General features: G+C 48.7%; 12 protein-coding genes. 8 read left to right on the top strand and 4 right to left on the bottom strand.

Annotation, left to right across the window (positions count from 1 at the left end):
* From ACFW2W_RS10390 to ACFW2W_RS10380, 3 genes are all read right to left on the bottom strand, one after another.
* Nucleotides 1-471: a hypothetical protein gene (locus ACFW2W_RS10390; protein WP_378176953.1), complete on the bottom strand. Its 471-nt coding sequence runs from the start codon at nucleotides 469-471 to the stop codon at nucleotides 1-3.
* Nucleotides 472-554: 83 nt separating this feature from the next.
* Nucleotides 555-2,273, bottom strand: a complete 1,719-nt coding sequence (locus ACFW2W_RS10385) for a phage tail sheath family protein (RefSeq protein WP_378176951.1) — start codon at nucleotides 2,271-2,273, stop codon at nucleotides 555-557.
* 99 nt (nucleotides 2,274-2,372) lie between these two features.
* Nucleotides 2,373-2,921 carry a Pvc16 family protein gene (locus tag ACFW2W_RS10380; RefSeq protein WP_378176948.1) on the bottom strand — a complete coding sequence of 183 codons (549 nt, stop codon included), beginning with the start codon at nucleotides 2,919-2,921 and terminating at the stop codon, nucleotides 2,373-2,375.
* Nucleotides 2,922-3,160: 239 nt separating this feature from the next.
* Here ACFW2W_RS10380 and ACFW2W_RS10375 point away from each other — a divergent pair, with 239 nt between their 5' ends.
* The 4 genes from ACFW2W_RS10375 (at nucleotide 3,161) to ACFW2W_RS10360 (ending at nucleotide 8,734) form a co-directional block, all read left to right on the top strand.
* Nucleotides 3,161-4,342, top strand: a complete 1,182-nt coding sequence (locus ACFW2W_RS10375; RefSeq protein WP_378176945.1) for a sensor histidine kinase — start codon at nucleotides 3,161-3,163, stop codon at nucleotides 4,340-4,342.
* A 52-nt stretch (nucleotides 4,343-4,394) separates the two neighbouring features.
* Entirely contained in the window at nucleotides 4,395-5,072 is a 678-nt protein-coding gene (locus ACFW2W_RS10370; RefSeq protein WP_378176942.1) for a response regulator, read from the top strand.
* Nucleotides 5,073-5,171: 99 nt separating this feature from the next.
* Entirely contained in the window at nucleotides 5,172-6,515 is a 1,344-nt protein-coding gene (locus tag ACFW2W_RS10365) for a DUF4255 domain-containing protein (RefSeq protein ID WP_378176939.1), read from the top strand.
* Nucleotides 6,512-8,734 carry an ATP-binding protein gene (locus ACFW2W_RS10360; RefSeq protein WP_378176936.1) on the top strand — a complete coding sequence of 741 codons (2,223 nt, stop codon included), beginning with the start codon at nucleotides 6,512-6,514 and terminating at the stop codon, nucleotides 8,732-8,734. The genes ACFW2W_RS10365 and ACFW2W_RS10360 overlap by 4 nt, the downstream gene beginning before the upstream one ends.
* A 44-nt stretch (nucleotides 8,735-8,778) precedes the next feature.
* Here ACFW2W_RS10360 and ACFW2W_RS10355 read toward each other — a convergent pair whose 3' ends face one another.
* Entirely contained in the window at nucleotides 8,779-8,988 is a 210-nt protein-coding gene (locus tag ACFW2W_RS10355; protein ID WP_378176933.1) for a Nif11-like leader peptide family natural product precursor, read from the bottom strand.
* Nucleotides 8,989-9,147: 159 nt separating this feature from the next.
* Between ACFW2W_RS10355 and ACFW2W_RS10350 the strand changes: the two genes are divergently transcribed.
* From ACFW2W_RS10350 to ACFW2W_RS10335, 4 genes are all read left to right on the top strand, one after another.
* Entirely contained in the window at nucleotides 9,148-11,409 is a 2,262-nt protein-coding gene (locus ACFW2W_RS10350; RefSeq protein ID WP_378176930.1) for a substrate-binding domain-containing protein, read from the top strand.
* Nucleotides 11,410-11,541: 132 nt separating this feature from the next.
* Nucleotides 11,542-11,829, top strand: a complete 288-nt coding sequence (locus ACFW2W_RS10345; RefSeq protein WP_378176927.1) for a hypothetical protein — start codon at nucleotides 11,542-11,544, stop codon at nucleotides 11,827-11,829.
* A complete protein-coding gene (locus ACFW2W_RS10340) occupies nucleotides 11,829-12,419 on the top strand; it encodes a phage tail protein (protein ID WP_378176924.1) in 591 nt (196 codons plus the stop codon). The genes ACFW2W_RS10345 and ACFW2W_RS10340 overlap by 1 nt, the downstream gene beginning before the upstream one ends.
* 19 nt (nucleotides 12,420-12,438) lie before the next feature.
* Entirely contained in the window at nucleotides 12,439-16,251 is a 3,813-nt protein-coding gene (locus ACFW2W_RS10335) for a hypothetical protein (protein WP_378176921.1), read from the top strand.
* The last annotated feature ends 27 nt before the right edge of the window (nucleotides 16,252-16,278 follow it).

Here is a 16,278-nt window from a genome sequence, read left to right as displayed (position 1 = left end):
TCAAGCTGGATCGAATTGGTCAACCTGTATCGTAAAGGTTTCTTCAAGCAACCCACCGTCTGAACTGAGTTTCCCGATTTGATATTTACAAATCCAAACTCCGCTCATCTTCCACGAATCTACCATTTCTCCGGCTGAGTTATAAGATTTAATTACGCCTTCCGCCATCCTGGCACTCGTAGGAAAGCCCCCACCGTCCTCGGCTTTTGGCATACACTGTAGCAGCCACTTTCGCATCAACGAGCTAGTGCTTTTTGCATCTCCACTAGCTAGGGTTACTAAAGTGATTTGAACCGCTGCCTCCCTTTTCTTAGTAAGAGTCTGCCGTACAGATCCCTTGGCACCAGACATTAGGGCATCACCATGTTGAACTTCAGTCTTATAAGCGGGTAGGTCAACACTTTTGAACTGTAAACCGTCACCTACTCCCTTAATTTCTAATTCAAAATTCTCAACGGTAATAATAGCCATTGTTCAAAACCTCCCTTACAAATTTTTTTAATATCAGTTCAGATATCAGCTAAAGAGCTGATATCTGAGCTGACGACTCTAACCTACTGGTTAGGAGACCACTGACTGATGCGGAAGATGACGAATTCTGCTGGTCGGACTGGGCAAACCCCAATTTCGACATACAGACGACCCAGCATTATCGTCTCGTGGGTATTGATGCTGGCATCGCACTTGACGTAAAAGGATTCACCAGGCGAACCACCAAACAACGCCCCCGCACGCCACAGCCGTTCGAGGAAATTGCTGACCGTGCGGGAAACTCGCGCCCACAAATCTTGATCGTTAGGCTCGAACACAACCCACTGAGTACCGATTTCAATCGAGCGCTCGATGTAGCTAATCAGGCGGCGGACGCTGATATAGCGCCACTGCACATTAGCGGGTTCTACCAGAGTCCGTGCGCCCCAAACTTGGAAACCTCGGTTGTAGTTAGCGAAGTTGCGGATACAGTTGATACCTACAGGGTTCAACAGCTCCTGTTCGCGGAAGTTAGTTTCGTAGGCTAGACCTAGGACACCGCGAGGAACTTCGTTAGCGGGTGCTTTAAAAACGCCACGAGTCTCATCGGTGCGGCACCAAATCCCCATCATGTGACCGCAGGGGGGAACCAGAATCGGTCGTCCGGCATTGCGTGGGTTCGCCACTTTAATCCAGGGATAATACAATGCCCCAAACATGGAACGACGATTGAAGTTACTTAACCACTGAGCTACGTGCTGAGGCTTTTGTTGCTCTGGGGGTACAGGATCGCCGCCTCCCTTGCAAGGTGGCGGGTCTAGAACCACCATGCGGTAGTTGGGGCTGGGAGCGTTGTTTTCGCACATACTAACCATCATTTCCATGATGCCGTGAACCTGATCCAAATCCAGCAGACCGCGTTGGTATGCCAGCATTAAATCGGGACAGGCAATCATGGAAACTTCGTCAATCTCAAAAATCCCTTGTACGCCCGTGCGGTCATCGCGCACCCCATTCACATCCCGTGGAAAGCGCTCTGGGCTAGAAATCACGGGTGGAGGGCTGACTTCATAGGTGCCGTTGACAGGTCGCCGAGACAGGGGTTGTCCGCTGGTGGACATATCAGTGACGGACAAAAATTGAGATGCCTCCTGGTCGCCTATGCCCTCATTGAGCGCAGTGATGACATAGGTACCCACTTGAGCCTCGACTTCCGGGTTCATTGTCAGGTGGCTGTACTCTTCGAGTTTCTCGCCACCGCGACTAACGATGACTTTAAAGTATTCACCTGTGTTGAGTGGGGGTTCTGCCTCTGGATCTTCAGGGGCTTTGGGTGCATCGGGGAGGATCGAAACATTGACTCGTCCACCGGATAGGGCAAGAGCTGAGCTGCCATCCTCTTCGCCTTCGGATGGCTTAATAGCAAACATCAAAGAGGGACGATTTCCAGAGCTTCTAAGCTTTGTGGCTGTTTCCTCCGGTGCCGGTGGTTCCGAACCGGGGAGTTTGGTACCAATGCTAGTCACCCAACAGCGTCCACCTCCGTTCAGGAACCAGCCATTGATGGCAAAAGGGAGGTAGGCGTTGAAGTCTGTGTAACCATCGGAGCCTTGTTTGGCAAAATACTCTAGGAATTGGCTCCAATTGGTGATCATCATGGGTTTGAACAGTTCGGCATCACCGCGTACATCCTCGGTAAAGCCAACAAACCCAGCAACACTCATGCTTACACCTTCAATCGGGCGGCTGCCACGGTCTACTTCTTCGACGTAGACACCAGGGGCAAAATAATCCATTGGCATAGCGTAGTCTTCCTTGATTAGTGGTGGGTAATCGGTAATTGGTAATGGGTAATCGGTAGGGATGACTCGGCGGGTCGCCCCTAGAGTAGTAGGTAATTGTTACGACCTACTACCTACTACCCCATTTCCTACTGCTTCTATAGGTGTGTTTGGTTCTCCTTGTCCTAGTCGGTTTAAGGGAACTGTCACGGTTACATATAAAGCTGGACGTAATGGAACCCCCAGCGCCCGCCATAGAGCGACGGCATCAATAAGCCCAACGGCAGAAATGGTCATTGACAAGTTGCCATAACCCCGTAGTGAAGGAGCTAGCAACTCTTCTGGTAGCCAGCGGTAACGTAACAACAGCATCAATGCTTCTGACAGCAGACGCTGTTCGCCCAGGACGGTACGATCCCAGGCACTGACTAGGAACGAAATGTCAAACCATAACGGGGAATACTTCCCTAGAGTGGGTGGATGCGGTTTTTCCTGGTTAATCCTGTGGTCTACCTGACTGTTTTCCCCGATGTTGTAGCAGAACAGGTTCAGTGCTGGTCTTACATCCTGCCGCATACCAGGGTGGTTGAAATCAATTTGCTCTGTACTGAGCAGGGAAGTCCCCTCAGCCAGGATTTCTGCCAAAGTCTGGGCAGCAGCAGGGATCATAAGACTGGGTGTTTAGGCTGTATAGGTCTAGATTAGGAAGACAACCCCAGAGTGTTTATTAGACTTTGGTCGAAACTTTAAAAAATGTGTGTAATCCTACTGAATACTCAAATGCATGACTAAGCTAGATTTGTCATCTATTTCTTGCGGAAGATGACAAGTTTCGCAAAATAAAAAATCAGTGGTGTCTACATCCGATTCAACATTGCTGAAATATCCTGTATGCCGGGGAGTTACAGATGAAGGTTGGAATAAAACGGTTTGCTGTACAGGTGCATCCACCTTCCTCCACACTCGGTTCGCTAGGTACACCGTACCCTCCGGATCTTAGGAGTATTTGCCAGCTCCATCTCGAACTGATAGCCGCACAACTACCCGTTGTAGCAGCCTGGATTGTCTACCAAGATTCAGATACACAAAAGCGTCAATTAGTAGCTGATTATCCAGACAAGCGCCAAGGAAATTACGCGGAGTTGCCCCAATTTTTTGCTGAGGTGGGGTGGGAAGATTCCCTGCCAGTGCTGAAGTTGAGCGAAGTAACCAAGAGTGCTAAAAGTGCATCTGCTGACGCTGCTTGTAGCTACTACACCTACGTTTGCCCTCTAAGTGAGCAGAAAGCCAAAGAAGCTGAGTATTTGCTGTTATGGAGTAGAACCCCCCTTTCTTGGCTGCAACAACAAGGCGTAGAGAAACAGGCTCAATTACTGAGTCATTACCTGGTGATGTCTCGCGAGTGTTCCCGTCAAAAAGCTGAGATTCAGTTACTTGAGCAAGTGCTAGGTCGTACAGAACATCAACTGCGAAATCCCTTGGCACTGATTAGTCTTTATGCGGAAAATTTATGTTTGGGGTTGCCATCCGGCGGCTTGCAAGACCAGGCTGAGATTGTTCGTGAAACTGTGAATGAGTTAATTGAAAACTTAACGGATTTGGTTTACTGCGGACAGCAGGCAAAACTACAGGTAGCACCTTATGAGCTGCGGAAAACATTGGCTGAAAGTATCCAAGGACTGCAACCGTGGTTAGAACAAAAACAACTGTATGTCCGCTATCCGGAGAAGCCGATTACGCTGGCGGGGGATCGATGGCAGATGAAACAGGTATTTGACAATCTGTTGAGTAATGCAGTTCATTTTAGTCCCCCTGGGGGAATTATTACTTGTAATTGGCAAGTCTTTCAATCTGAAGTGATCGTGGAAGTTTCCGATCTCGGTTCCGGACTTTCTGAAGAAGACTTGAAACAAGTATTCACACCTTTTTATTCTAAGCGTCCAGGCGGTACGGGGTTGGGTTTGGCGATCGCTAAAAAAATTATCCTCGACCATCAAGGAACCATCTGGGTAGAAAACTTGCCTTCTGGTGGGGCACAATTTTCATTTACCCTACCGAGACCGCAATTTTCAGTTGGTCTGGGGGAATGATAAACAAGTTACTCACCCTCCAAAACGAACAGTCGCATTGAGGTTATCTAAAATGTCCGCACAAGCGCCAGTTTCGATTCTGCTCGTGGATGATGAACCGCGCTTCCGAGCCGGGTTACGGAGTCTACTTGACTTCTTGAGTCATAACGGCTCTTTGCAATTCGAGATTGTCGGCGAGGCGGCTTCTGTAGAGCAAGCGTTAAAATTAACCGCTGAGCAAAAGCCAGCGATGATTTTGCTGGACATGGAATTGCCCCCGGTCGATGGAATTACAGCCTTGATCGGTTTGGGAGAAATGTCCTATAAGGGGAAAGTGTTAGTTCTCTCAGCACACCGGCAAGACGAATGGGTGTTTCGGGCGATGCAGGCGGGTGCTTGCGGGTACGTGTTTAAAGATCGGGTGGCAACCCAACTGTGCGAAGCAATTACCACCGTCATGAAAAATGAAGTGTATTTATCGCCAGAAGTCGCAGCTTGCTTCTTTCGGTTGTTTCAATTTTATGCAGGGCGATCGCATATTTCCGGTCGGAGCATTCACCTAACCGATCGAGAGCGAGAAGTCTTACACTGGTTGGTTGAAGGATCTTCCAATGAAGAAATTGCCCGCCGCCTTTACATCACAGTCGCGACAGTTAAAGCTCACTTAACAGCAATTTTTGAAAAACTCAGTGTCACCAGCCGCACTCAAGCAATTGTAAAAGCCTTAAAACTGGGATTAGTCAGTGCTTAATTGTCGGAATCTTGTGATTATCAAGTGAAACCTTTATCAAGCTAAACTGTGGAAACTAACAAATCAGCTTAACGAAAAGCTGATTGCTGAATTTTTTTTATGAGCAATTATTTAGCGATCGCCACTGTCACCGCAGCTTTGCAAAGAACTTTGCAGGCTGTTGTACAAATAGATGTGGATGGTGCCAGAGTGACAACGGTGCGACCTAGTAACTTGGGGAGTGGCACGCCAGAGACGGGAGTGAACATCTACCTGTATCAAGTGAGTCTCAATCCCGTGTGGCGCAGCAGCGCTGATGTGCGGAATCGCAATCGCAAGGGCGAAATGGCAAAGCGATCGCACAATGCCCTCGATCTGCATTACATGATCAGTCTCTATGGCAATGAGGTTGAGTTAGAACCGCAACGACTTTTAGGCAGCATCGTTCGTACCCTCAAAGATCGCTCAACTTTGACCCAGGAAATGATTTGGGACACAATCGCTGATTCTAACTTTACCTACTTGGCAGACTCTAACCTCTCCGAACAGCTAGAAGAGATTAGCTTCGTGCCAATGGATTTATCTTTAGAAGATTTATCTAAAGTTTGGTCGGTATTCTTCCAAACCCCATACACCCTGTCAGTTGCCTACCGAGCGACCGTAGTCATGATTGAAGGGGAAGAAGCAGCCCAGAAAGCCTTACCCGTGCGCGAGTACAGGTTCAGCGGTGTGGTGCCATTTTCTAATCAGCCGGTGATTCATGAGGTGGTGTCTCAAGCTGGTAGGTTTCAGCCAATCTTGGCAGACAGCACGTTGCTGATTCGGGGTAAAAATTTGAATAGCAACATCACGCGGGTGCGTCTTGGTGAGGTGGAAGCAACGCCCTCAGAAGTTCACGAAACCCAAATTGCCTTGCCACTGTGTGCCTTCTCTACCGAGTCGCTACGCGCAGGCGTACAAAGTCTACAGGTGATTCATCACATCGACCGCCCAAGCCAACCTGTAGCGAACGGTGGAGTCGGATCAAACGGTGCCACATCCAGAGGCAAGACCCCCACATTAAGCCTCCAGCCCGCTCTCCAGCGCAGTGTCGAGTCGAATGTGGTACCGTTTGTACTGCGTCCAACGATTACAGAGGCAAGCATCGCCAACATTCAGGGAAGTGGCGATGAACTGCGCTCGGCGAACCTGACGCTGCAAGTGAATCTTACTATCGGCAACAAGCAGCGAGTCGTGGTGGCGCTGAACGGACGGTCAATTGATAACGCGATCGCTTATCTGTTTGATGCTTTACCGCGTCGAGCAGATACAACCTCCGTGATAGTTCCGATTCGAGATGTGAAGCCAGGTGAATATTTGGTGCGGATACACGTAGACGGAGCGGAAAGTATGTTGAGCGTAGATACGGACAAAGACAGCCCAAGCTTCCAGCAGTATATTGACCCGAAGGTAGCAATTGTATGATCGCCACGGCTACTAATAACTGGCAAGCAGCTAATCAGCGCTACTTCATGGGACAAGTTGCTCGCGTACGTCAGGCGTTAGAACGTCAAGCCGCTAAGATGCGAAAGGAGGAAAAAAGCCAGGAACAAGAAGAAGATTTTCCGCCTCTTACCTGGAATTTTTCGCCTCCAGCAGCATTAGAACAACTGTGCAAAACGTTCGGTTTGTCAGATTTTGAGCGGGATATACTGCTGTTATGCGTGGGGATGGAACTCGACCCCAGCTTTCCTTCTTTGTGCGCGATCGCTCAAGGCAACGATCGGCAGTATCCCACAATGAGCTTAGCGCTGGCGATTCTATCTCCCTCCCACTGGGATGCGCTGACACCCACTGCCTCCTTGCGTCGCTGGCAACTGATTGAAGTTGGGACAGGCAATACACTCACCTCCAGTCCCCTGCGAATTGACGAGCGAATATTGCACTACATCGCTGGCGTACAACATCTAGATGAACGGCTCATGGGCATTGTCGAGCCATTGTACGTATCAGTTCAAAGTTTGGTACCATCGCACCGACAGGTGGCAGAACAACTGGCAGCAACGTGGTTGCAGGCGTCGCAACAAGGTTCGGCGTTACCTGTAGTGCAGCTATGTGGAGATGAGACTGCTAGCAAACGAGCGATCGCATCTGCGACTTGCGCTCTTTTACAGCTCAACTTGAATGCGATGTCCGCCCAAGCAATTCCCACCAGTCCCAGCGATTTTAACAACATCCTGCGCCTATGGAATCGGGAAGCCATTTTAAGCGAGAGCGTCCTGTTACTCGACTGTGACGATGTAGAGACAAGCGATCCAGCGCGAGAAAATGTCATTGCCACGTTGATTGAAGGAATCACCAGTCCGCTAATCGTCATCAGTCCGGAAAGACGGCGATCGCGGCAGCGTCCCTCCATTACAATTGATGTCCATAAGCCAACCCCCCCCGAACAACGGGCTATTTGGCAAGATGCCTTGGGTGAAGAAGCAGAAAGCTTGAATGGGCATCTAGACAAGCTGGTATCCCATTTCAGCCTTAGCGCCCCCTCCATTTACGCTGTTTGTACTGAGGCAAGAGGTAGGGGAGCCGGGGAAAATAAAGAATCTCCCTCCTCAGCCCCCAATCCTCCCTCCTCAGCCCCCAATCCTCCCTCCTCAGCCCCCAGTCCTCCCTCCTCAGTCCTCCCTCCCCAGTCCTCCCTCCCCAGTCCTCCCTCCTCAGCCCCCAGTCCTCCCTCCTCAGCCCCCAGCCCTCAGTCCTCAGTCCTCCCTCCTCCCTCCTCCCTCCTCAGCCCTCAGTCCTCAGCCCTCAGTCCTCAGCCCTCCCTCCTCCCTCCTCAAGAAACTCTCAGCACTCTCTTGTGGGATACCTGTCGCTCACAAGCCCGTCAGAGACTCAATGACCTGGCTCAACCCATCATCCCTGGAGCCAGTTGGGATGAGCTGGTCTTGCCAGAAGCACAGCGACAGGTGTTGCGCGACGTTGCCGCCCACGTTCGGCAACGTGCCAAAGTGTACGAAAGCTGGGGATTTGGCGGCAAAGGCGGACGCGGCTTGGGCATCAGTGCCTTATTTGCGGGAGGTAGCGGCACTGGCAAAACAATGGCAGCAGATGTACTGGCTGGAGAATTGCGGCTAGACCTTTATCGCATCGACCTAAGTTCTGTCGTCAGTAAGTATATCGGGGAGACAGAAAAGAACCTGCGGCGCGTATTTGATGCAGCAGAAGCTGGGGGAGCAATTCTGCTGTTCGACGAAGCTGACGCCCTATTTGGCAAGCGTTCTGAGGTGAAAGACAGCCACGATCGCCATGCCAATATTGAAGTTGCCTACCTGCTACAACGCATGGAAGCGTACCGAGGCTTAGCAATTTTGACGACTAATTTAAAAGGTTCTCTCGATCAGGCATTTCTGCGCCGCATTCGTTTTATCGTTCAGTTTCCATTCCCCGATGCCACCCAAAGAGCTGAGATTTGGCAGCGCATCTTCCCGACAGAAACGCCTACTGAAGGGCTAGATCCCGTGAAGCTGGCACGGCTAAGTGTCGCCGGTGGAAACATTCGCAATATTGCCCTAAATGCAGCCTTTATCGCCGCAGACGCCAATGAGTCGGTAGGGATGCAACACATTTTGCAAGCAGCAAAAAGCGAATATGTCAAGCTGGAAAGACCTCTCACCGATGCTGAAGTGAAAGGCTGGGTGTGAAATGAGAAGGCGATCGCGCTTTTGTTCTCTAGTGCTGATTAAACTTATAACCCAGGGATTTCCGACAATTCCCCTTCCAACTCTTCTACCTTAAATCCGGTTGTATCTTTCCATTCTTCAACTGTAAAGTTATAGCCACATTCTTCAGCCATCTTGACTAATGTTTCCAAGTCGGGTGCAGAGTTGAGCTTCTCCCGTAAGGCGGGGTCAGTTTGAACAGCTCTGAAAAGTTTTATTACTTCCTCTGTTGCCATAGCTGTATATTCCAAGTGCGCTAAATCAATGTTACTTTACCATCCACCTATCGCTTATCCGGAGAATTTTCGGTGGCACTGACAAACATTCCCAAAATTATTCTGAGGGAGTTTCTGAGGAGGAACCCCCCCAATTTTAGACTGTACCAATACGGTTGGTTGAGTCGATACGAATGGATTGCACCTGTCGTTGATGAAATCAAAACCGAACTCGATCCCCTAACGCCAGAGGAAGCAACTTCCCAATCAGACCCAACAGAAGTACCGCCGCCTCAATTTACCACGCAAGTTCAGGGGGTTGACCACCTCTACAGACAGTACCGTTGCAAGTATAGTGAAGCCTTAAGCTGTACCTTGCCGCTACAAACGGTTCAGCAAGATCCGACAGCTAAATATTGCTCGGAATGTAGTTTCCCAGCCACCTTAGCCGATAAAAGTGAAATCCGGGGGCGTCGGGGAAGATATCGAATCGAAGGCTTGCTGGGACGCCGGGGAATGGGGCGACTGTACAAGGGAATTCAGGTTGCCGATCAGCAGCCAGTTGTGATTAAAGAGTACCTACTTCCCAACCGTTGTTTCAACGAGGAAGAAACTCGCCTGCGTCAGCAAACCTTCGAGTTAGCAGCGGGTTTGAGTCTAGCAGATGGAAGAGTCCAAGATGTTCGCTTGCGTCACCCTTGGGACGCCATTTCTGACCCGATTGAGGAACGCTGCTACCTCGTTACTACTAGCAATTTAGATACGCATCCAACTCTAAACGCCTGCCTTGCCGCCAATGGTTCGATGACCAGTCGGCAAGTGCGCCAAGTCCTCAACCAAGTCCTACAAACCCTAGAGTTTCTCCACGGTCAAAAGTTCAGTCTGCCCTCCGGTCAGGTGCAGCAGGGAATCGCTCACGGCAATATTAGTTTAGATAGCCTGCTCATGGTGGCAGACGACCAGAAATTTTTTATCCATGTGTGTGATTTGGCGCTTTGGGAACGTCTGTTCGACCTGCCAACTGCCCAAACCATTATCCCTACAGATGCCCAAGACTTAGTAGCTTTGGGATACGTGGCTTTTTACCTGTTAGTAGGACGCTCTACTGACCCCGTTTCCGGTCAGCTTCTTGACCCTAAGGATGAGCAGCAATGGCCTGTGGTGGAACCTCACCTCAAAATGTTCATTTTTCGCCTTTTAGGGCTAGATGTCAGTTTTGAGAGTGCTGAGGAAGCACGACAGGCACTGTTGAAACTGCCGCCGGAGAAACCAGTCGATCTTGTAGTTTTAGACACAGCGCCGCTAGAAAATGAGAAACCCAAGCGTCGTCCTCCCTGGCTGTTGTTGGGTGTTCTGGGAGTGACTTTGTTGGGAATATTGATCTGGTTTCTGATTCCGAAGTCTCAAGCTGGTAATCGTGCCGCCGATGATGATTTTCTGGTTTGTTGCATCAAGGAAATTCCTGGTATTCCTGCTGGTAAGTTTACTTACACAGCGGAAAAAGACGGAACGTGGAGCTATATATTGCGCCACGCCAATCTCATCTCGAAGAATAAAACTTTAGAAGACAAACTAAGAGAACGTCAGCCAAAATTAGAGTTGAATTATCAAGCTGAGCCTTCTGGAGAGGAAGCGATCGCTAAAGTCAGATCGCAACAAGTAGACTTTGCGATTTCCAGCTTGGTGAGTAATTTGACAAGCGAACTAAAGTATAAAGAAGTTGCCTACGATGGGCTGGTCGTGTTTGTTGCCTTCAGCTATGCCAAAAGAGATAAAAGTCTTCCTCAGGCTCTCAATGGTCAAATTACTTTTGAACAATTGCGTCAGCTTTACACTGGCGAAATCACTAATTGGCAAGATTTAGGAGGTCCTGATTTACCTGTAAAACTCTATATTCCGAAAGAAACTGAGGCAGTACGAATATTTGAGCAACGGGTTCTCAAAGATCAGCGGCAAATTGCTCTATTTAGAAAATTAATTCAAAAGAGCGAGCAGCCACGTCCTTTGTTTAAAAATTCTTTCGAGCCAGAAATTCAGCGTCTGTCTACCTTCGAGACTCTGCGACAGGTGATTCGGGACTTTGAGGATGATGAAGTCGGGGGAATTGCCTTTGGCACAATTAGCAAAGTTTTCGGTCAGTGTTCGGCTTATCCTTTAGCTTTAAAAGATGGTAATAAACCGGCAATACAGGCGTTAATTCAAGACAATGGGAAGCCAGTAGAGCCAACAACCGACCTCTGCGATGATAAAGGAAGTTATCGTCCTAACAGGGAATTTTTCAAGAATAGCACCTACCCTTTGGCATATCCCATAACCGTTATTTATTCTGGAGACAACCGCCGTATCCCTGCCGGTCAAAAGTTTGCCGATTTGCTAAGAACTCGTGAGGCACAGCGACTGCTGAGCAAAGCAGGACTGGTGCCGTTGCAACCGCTAGAATAGTTTTTAGATAATCACCTGCTAGATTAGATTTCTGGAGGTTAATGGCGAATAGCTATTAGCTAAATTTAGACCTTTGTCTAGCAATCAGCCAAAAACGGGTGCCCTAAAATAACAGGAAGTTCTGGTTTTTTTATGAACAGGTATTCTTCCCGACCAGCGGTTTCCGGCGCGATCGCTAATCTGGGGACACAACCCTATCTACAACCCATTGGGAGTAGCGCCCGTCCGGCTGGGCACGCCGCACCGGCTTTAGTTCCCAGTAACATTAAAGATAACCAAACTGCGGTTTCAAAGACAGCAGCTAAAGTTCTGCGCGATCCTTTATTGCTGCGGCAGTTGAGCGATCGCGTCTATGAATTGATGCTTGAAGATTTACGTCGTCAAAGGGAACGCAGTAGAAACTACGGAGGATACTTCTGATGCCCGCCCCACTGCCACCAGCACAGCCGTCTACATCAAGTCGCAATAATGGAAACAACAAAAATGGCACTAGCGTCCGCGAACTGAACTACGTTACTGCCAATCGCTTCTATGTAGAAATTCAAAGTAATATTACTGCCTGTTTCACCGAGTGCCAAGGCTTGGGTGTCACGATAAAAGCTGAAAAACACTATGAAGGCGGTGTCAACGATCAACAGAGAATTTTTCTGGGTCAGGCAGAATTTACAGACGTAACCCTCAAGCGTGGCATCACCAATGATTTAGTTTTTTGGGATTGGATTAGTAAAATATTAAGCGATGTTGGGCGCAATAAAGGCAATAATCTTCCGAAGAAAGAACGTCGTAACATTAATATTTTAGTATTCAACCCGGCAGGTGAAACAATGCAGTGTTGGACTCTAATTGGTGCTGTTCCTGTTGCTTGGAAGTCAGCCTCATTAAATGCAGACTCCAATACGGTGGCGATTGAAGAGTTAACGCTGTCATACGAGGGTTTGCAGGTTGATAAGTCACGCACTGGCGGTTCTTCAATTTCCGGTGGGCGCGATAGTTTGGGATACTTCGCCTAGTAATTAATACAACAAAAATATGGCGGAACATGAGGGCACAGAAACAAGGAACAATCTTCCCGATGGAGAAACGATACCTCAAGAACCCCTTGGGATCAAAAACCCCTTGCTTCCACCTAATCCGTTAGGGCAGAAATTACTAAATCCTAAATTTTTGCATCCGTTAGGAGCGAGATCGATTACAGTTTTCAATCCTTCCGGTTTTTTCTCTGAGGAAATGTCGGATGAATTTCCGCCGGATAATCCTTTCAAGAATTCACCCTTTTTTGCAGAATCCCAAGACTCACAATTAAGTGAATCGGTCGATGTTGACGCCGCACCGATCTCGGCAGATGCTGCTTTGCCAGTCATGCGGGCAACCAATCCAACATTAGTACAACCCGTTTTAGCAACCGAACCACCAGCTCAAAAAGCAGCAGCGATTGACGTTTCCACGGCACTACAGACATCTGAAATAACTAAGGCGATCGCTAGTTCACCCTCACCCAGCACAATTCAAAGGACAGCAGAAATTGACGAACAAACGGCACCCATTGCAGCAGCAAGTGAAATAACTAAGGCGATCGCTAGTTCGTCCTCACCTAGCACAATTCAAAGGGCAGTAGAAATTGACGAACAAACGGCACCCATTGCAGCAGCAAGTGAAATAACTAACGCGATCGCTAGTTCGTCCTCACCTAGCACAATTCAAAGGGCAGTAGAAATTGACGAACAAACGGCACCCATTGCAGCAGCAAGTGAAATAACTAACGCGATCGCTAGTTCGCCCTCTTCAACTACGCCTTCATCGGTGCCAACAGAAACACTTGCCACCGCCCCAAAGCTGGAACAACCGCTGTTACAAACAGAACCCGACGAAATTCAAAGGGCAGTAGAAATTGACGAACAAACGGCACCCATTGCAGCAGCAAGTGAAATAACTAACGCGATCGCTAGTTCGTCCTCACCTAGCACAATTCAAAGGACAGCGGCGATTGAGGCTTCTACGACACCAGATGCAGCAAAGACACTACAAGCAAGTGAGATAAGCAACGCGATCGCTATTTCGCCCTCTTCAACCACGCCTTCATCAGCACCGTCAAATCCAACCACAAGCGTCCCAACACTAGAACAACCGCTGTTACAAACAGAATCATCCGTTCAAAGGACAGCAGCGATTGACGCTTCCACGACACTACAGACATCTGAGATAAGCAACGCGATCGCTACTTCGCCCTCACCCAGCACAATTCAAAGGACAGCAGCGATAGAGGCTTCCACGACACCAGATGCAGCCGCGACACTACAAGCAAGTGAGATAAGCAAGGCGATCGCTACTTCACCCTCTTCAACCACGCCTTCATCAGCACCGTTAGAAACACTTACAACCGTACCAACACTGGAACAACCGCTGTTACAAACAGAACCTCATCAAGTTCAAAGGGCAACCGAAATTGACACCCCCACGGCACTACAGACATCTGAAATAACTAACGCGATCGCTACTTCGCCCTCTTCAACCACGCTTTCATCGGTGCCAACAGAGACAACCGCAACCGAACCAAGGTTAGGACAAGCCTTTTTGGATACAGAATCACAAGTTCAAAGGGCACCAGCGATTGACGAACAAATAGCACCAAATGTAGCATCAGCACCGCCAGAGACAATTGCTAGCCAACCAACTTTAGGACAAACTCTTTCGGATACAGAACCACAAGTTCAAAGGGCATCAGCGATTGAGGAACTCACGTCATTTATTACAGCACCAGAACAGATGAGCCAGGTGAAAAACGCTCTGGCTGACTCGTCCTCGCCCACTATGCCTTCATCTGTGCAGCCAGATCCAGCCGTCATCGAACCAACGGTAGAACAACCGCTATTACAAGCTGAACTGCAAGTTCAAAAGGCACAAATGCCTCAGCCGTTAACTGCACCACAAGTTGCATCGGTGCCACCAGAGACAGAGTTAGAACTTACTTCAGCAGTGAGCGAATTAACCGCAGTCTCTAATTTGACCACTTCCAACACTGTGCCGGAAGTCACTACAGATCGAGTTGTTGTACAACCCCTGTCGGAAACAGAAGCAGCAAACCACAGAGAAGCTACGTTATCAAATGTTACGGAACCGATTGAGTCGCCAATGTCATTTTCTGCGGTTACAGAGGCAGAATCAGTTGAAATGCCAGCGATCGCTTCCGATAAGATAACAGTTGACCGTTCGGACAGCATAGCCCCTGCAACAAACGTAGAATCGCTAGTTCAAAAGGCACCTGTGCTTTCAGTAGCCACAGAACCAGATGAACCCCCACTGTCGCAAAAGACGGAGGATGCGATCGCTTCCACCAATTCTATACAGGTGCCTGAAAGTACAACAACGCCAGACGCGATTGTGCAAGCGAAATTAGCAACCGAATCGGCAAGTGAAGATTTGACTGGATTGGCACAAGATGCGATCGCTTCCACCACCGATTCCATACAAGTGCCTGAAAGTACAACAACGTCAGACACTACGGTAATCCAAGCGAAATTAGCAACCGAATCGGCAAGTGAAGATTTGACAAGGTTGGCAAAAGATGCGATCGCTTCCACCAATTCCATACAGGTGCCTGAAAGTACAACAACGCCAGACACTACGGTAATCCAAGCGAAATTAGCAACCGAATCGGCAAGTAAAGATTTGACAAGGTTGGCAAAAGATGCGATCGCTTCCACCAATTCTATACAGGTGCCTGAAAGTACAACAACGCCAGACGCGATTGTGCAAGCGAAATTAGCAACCGAATCGGCAAGTGAAGATTTGACTGGATTGGCAAAAGATGCGATCGCTTCCATCACCGATTCCATACAAGTGCCTGAAAGTACAACAACGTCAGACACTACGGTAATCCAAGCGAAATTAGCAACCGAATCGGCAAGTAAAAAATTGACAGGATTGGCAGAAGATGCGATCGCTTCCACATCCTCTGCCAATCCCCCTGTACAGGTGCCCCAAAGCACACAAATTACAGAACCCACCGTTATACAACCTCTGGTGGAAACAGAGCCGCTTGAGGAGAGAGAAGAACTGCCTCAATTACCTCAAGTGCTGACAAATCTATCCATTCTCAGCCCTCTAGCTCAACAATCCAACCTTCTTGCTTCCCCATTTTCAGACACAGGAAGCAAGAAGGTTGAGGCATCCTTCCTTGCACCGATTACCTCAAACTTCTCGCCTGCTTCGGAGCAGTCTATTCCTATCCAGAGAATGCCAGAAGAGTCATGGAAGAAAAATCAAGAAGCTACAGCATTTCCAAGCAGCATAGAACAAGTGCAAGCAGCAACTTCTTCCCTTTCCTCTCCCTCTGAGACTCTACCTTCTGCAAACAGTTCTACGAACACCAGAGAGATACCAACATCTTGGTCAAGTATTTTTGAATTACTAGGCGAGAGTACACCTAAAGCAAGCGAATCGATAGTTGTACAACCCCTCTCAGAACCGAGGACGTGGGATGCAGCGCCAAAGCCGATAGTTTCCAAAGCATCCGACTACAACAGCTCCCAATCAAATATTTCCCAGCCCATGATAAATTCCCAACAAAACAATAGTTTGGGCAATGTTATTCAGACATATTCCATGCCCTCGCGTCGCACATCAGCCTCTGGAATGGAAGCTCTTATACAGTTGATGGGGGAGGCTGATAGCCAAGTAGGAGCAATCGATCAAAGCTTGTCTAGCGTTGATGATTCCTCACCGGAGGAAGCCGCTGACAACTTAGAAATTCTAGCTCGTGAGGTCTATAGTTTTATACGGCAACGGTTGGAAATAGAGCGAGAGCGTCGAGGAAACAACTATTCAGGACGCCTGCCCTGGTAAAGTCACTGCCATTATTAAGGAGAATGA

The sequence above is a fragment of the Coleofasciculus sp. H7-2 genome, from assembly GCF_042747725.1.
In the GTDB taxonomy this organism is placed as follows: Bacteria; Cyanobacteriota; Cyanobacteriia; order Cyanobacteriales; family FACHB-T130; genus FACHB-T130.
Note: the sequence above shows the minus strand (reverse complement) of the source record. Positions and strands in the feature narration are given on the sequence as shown.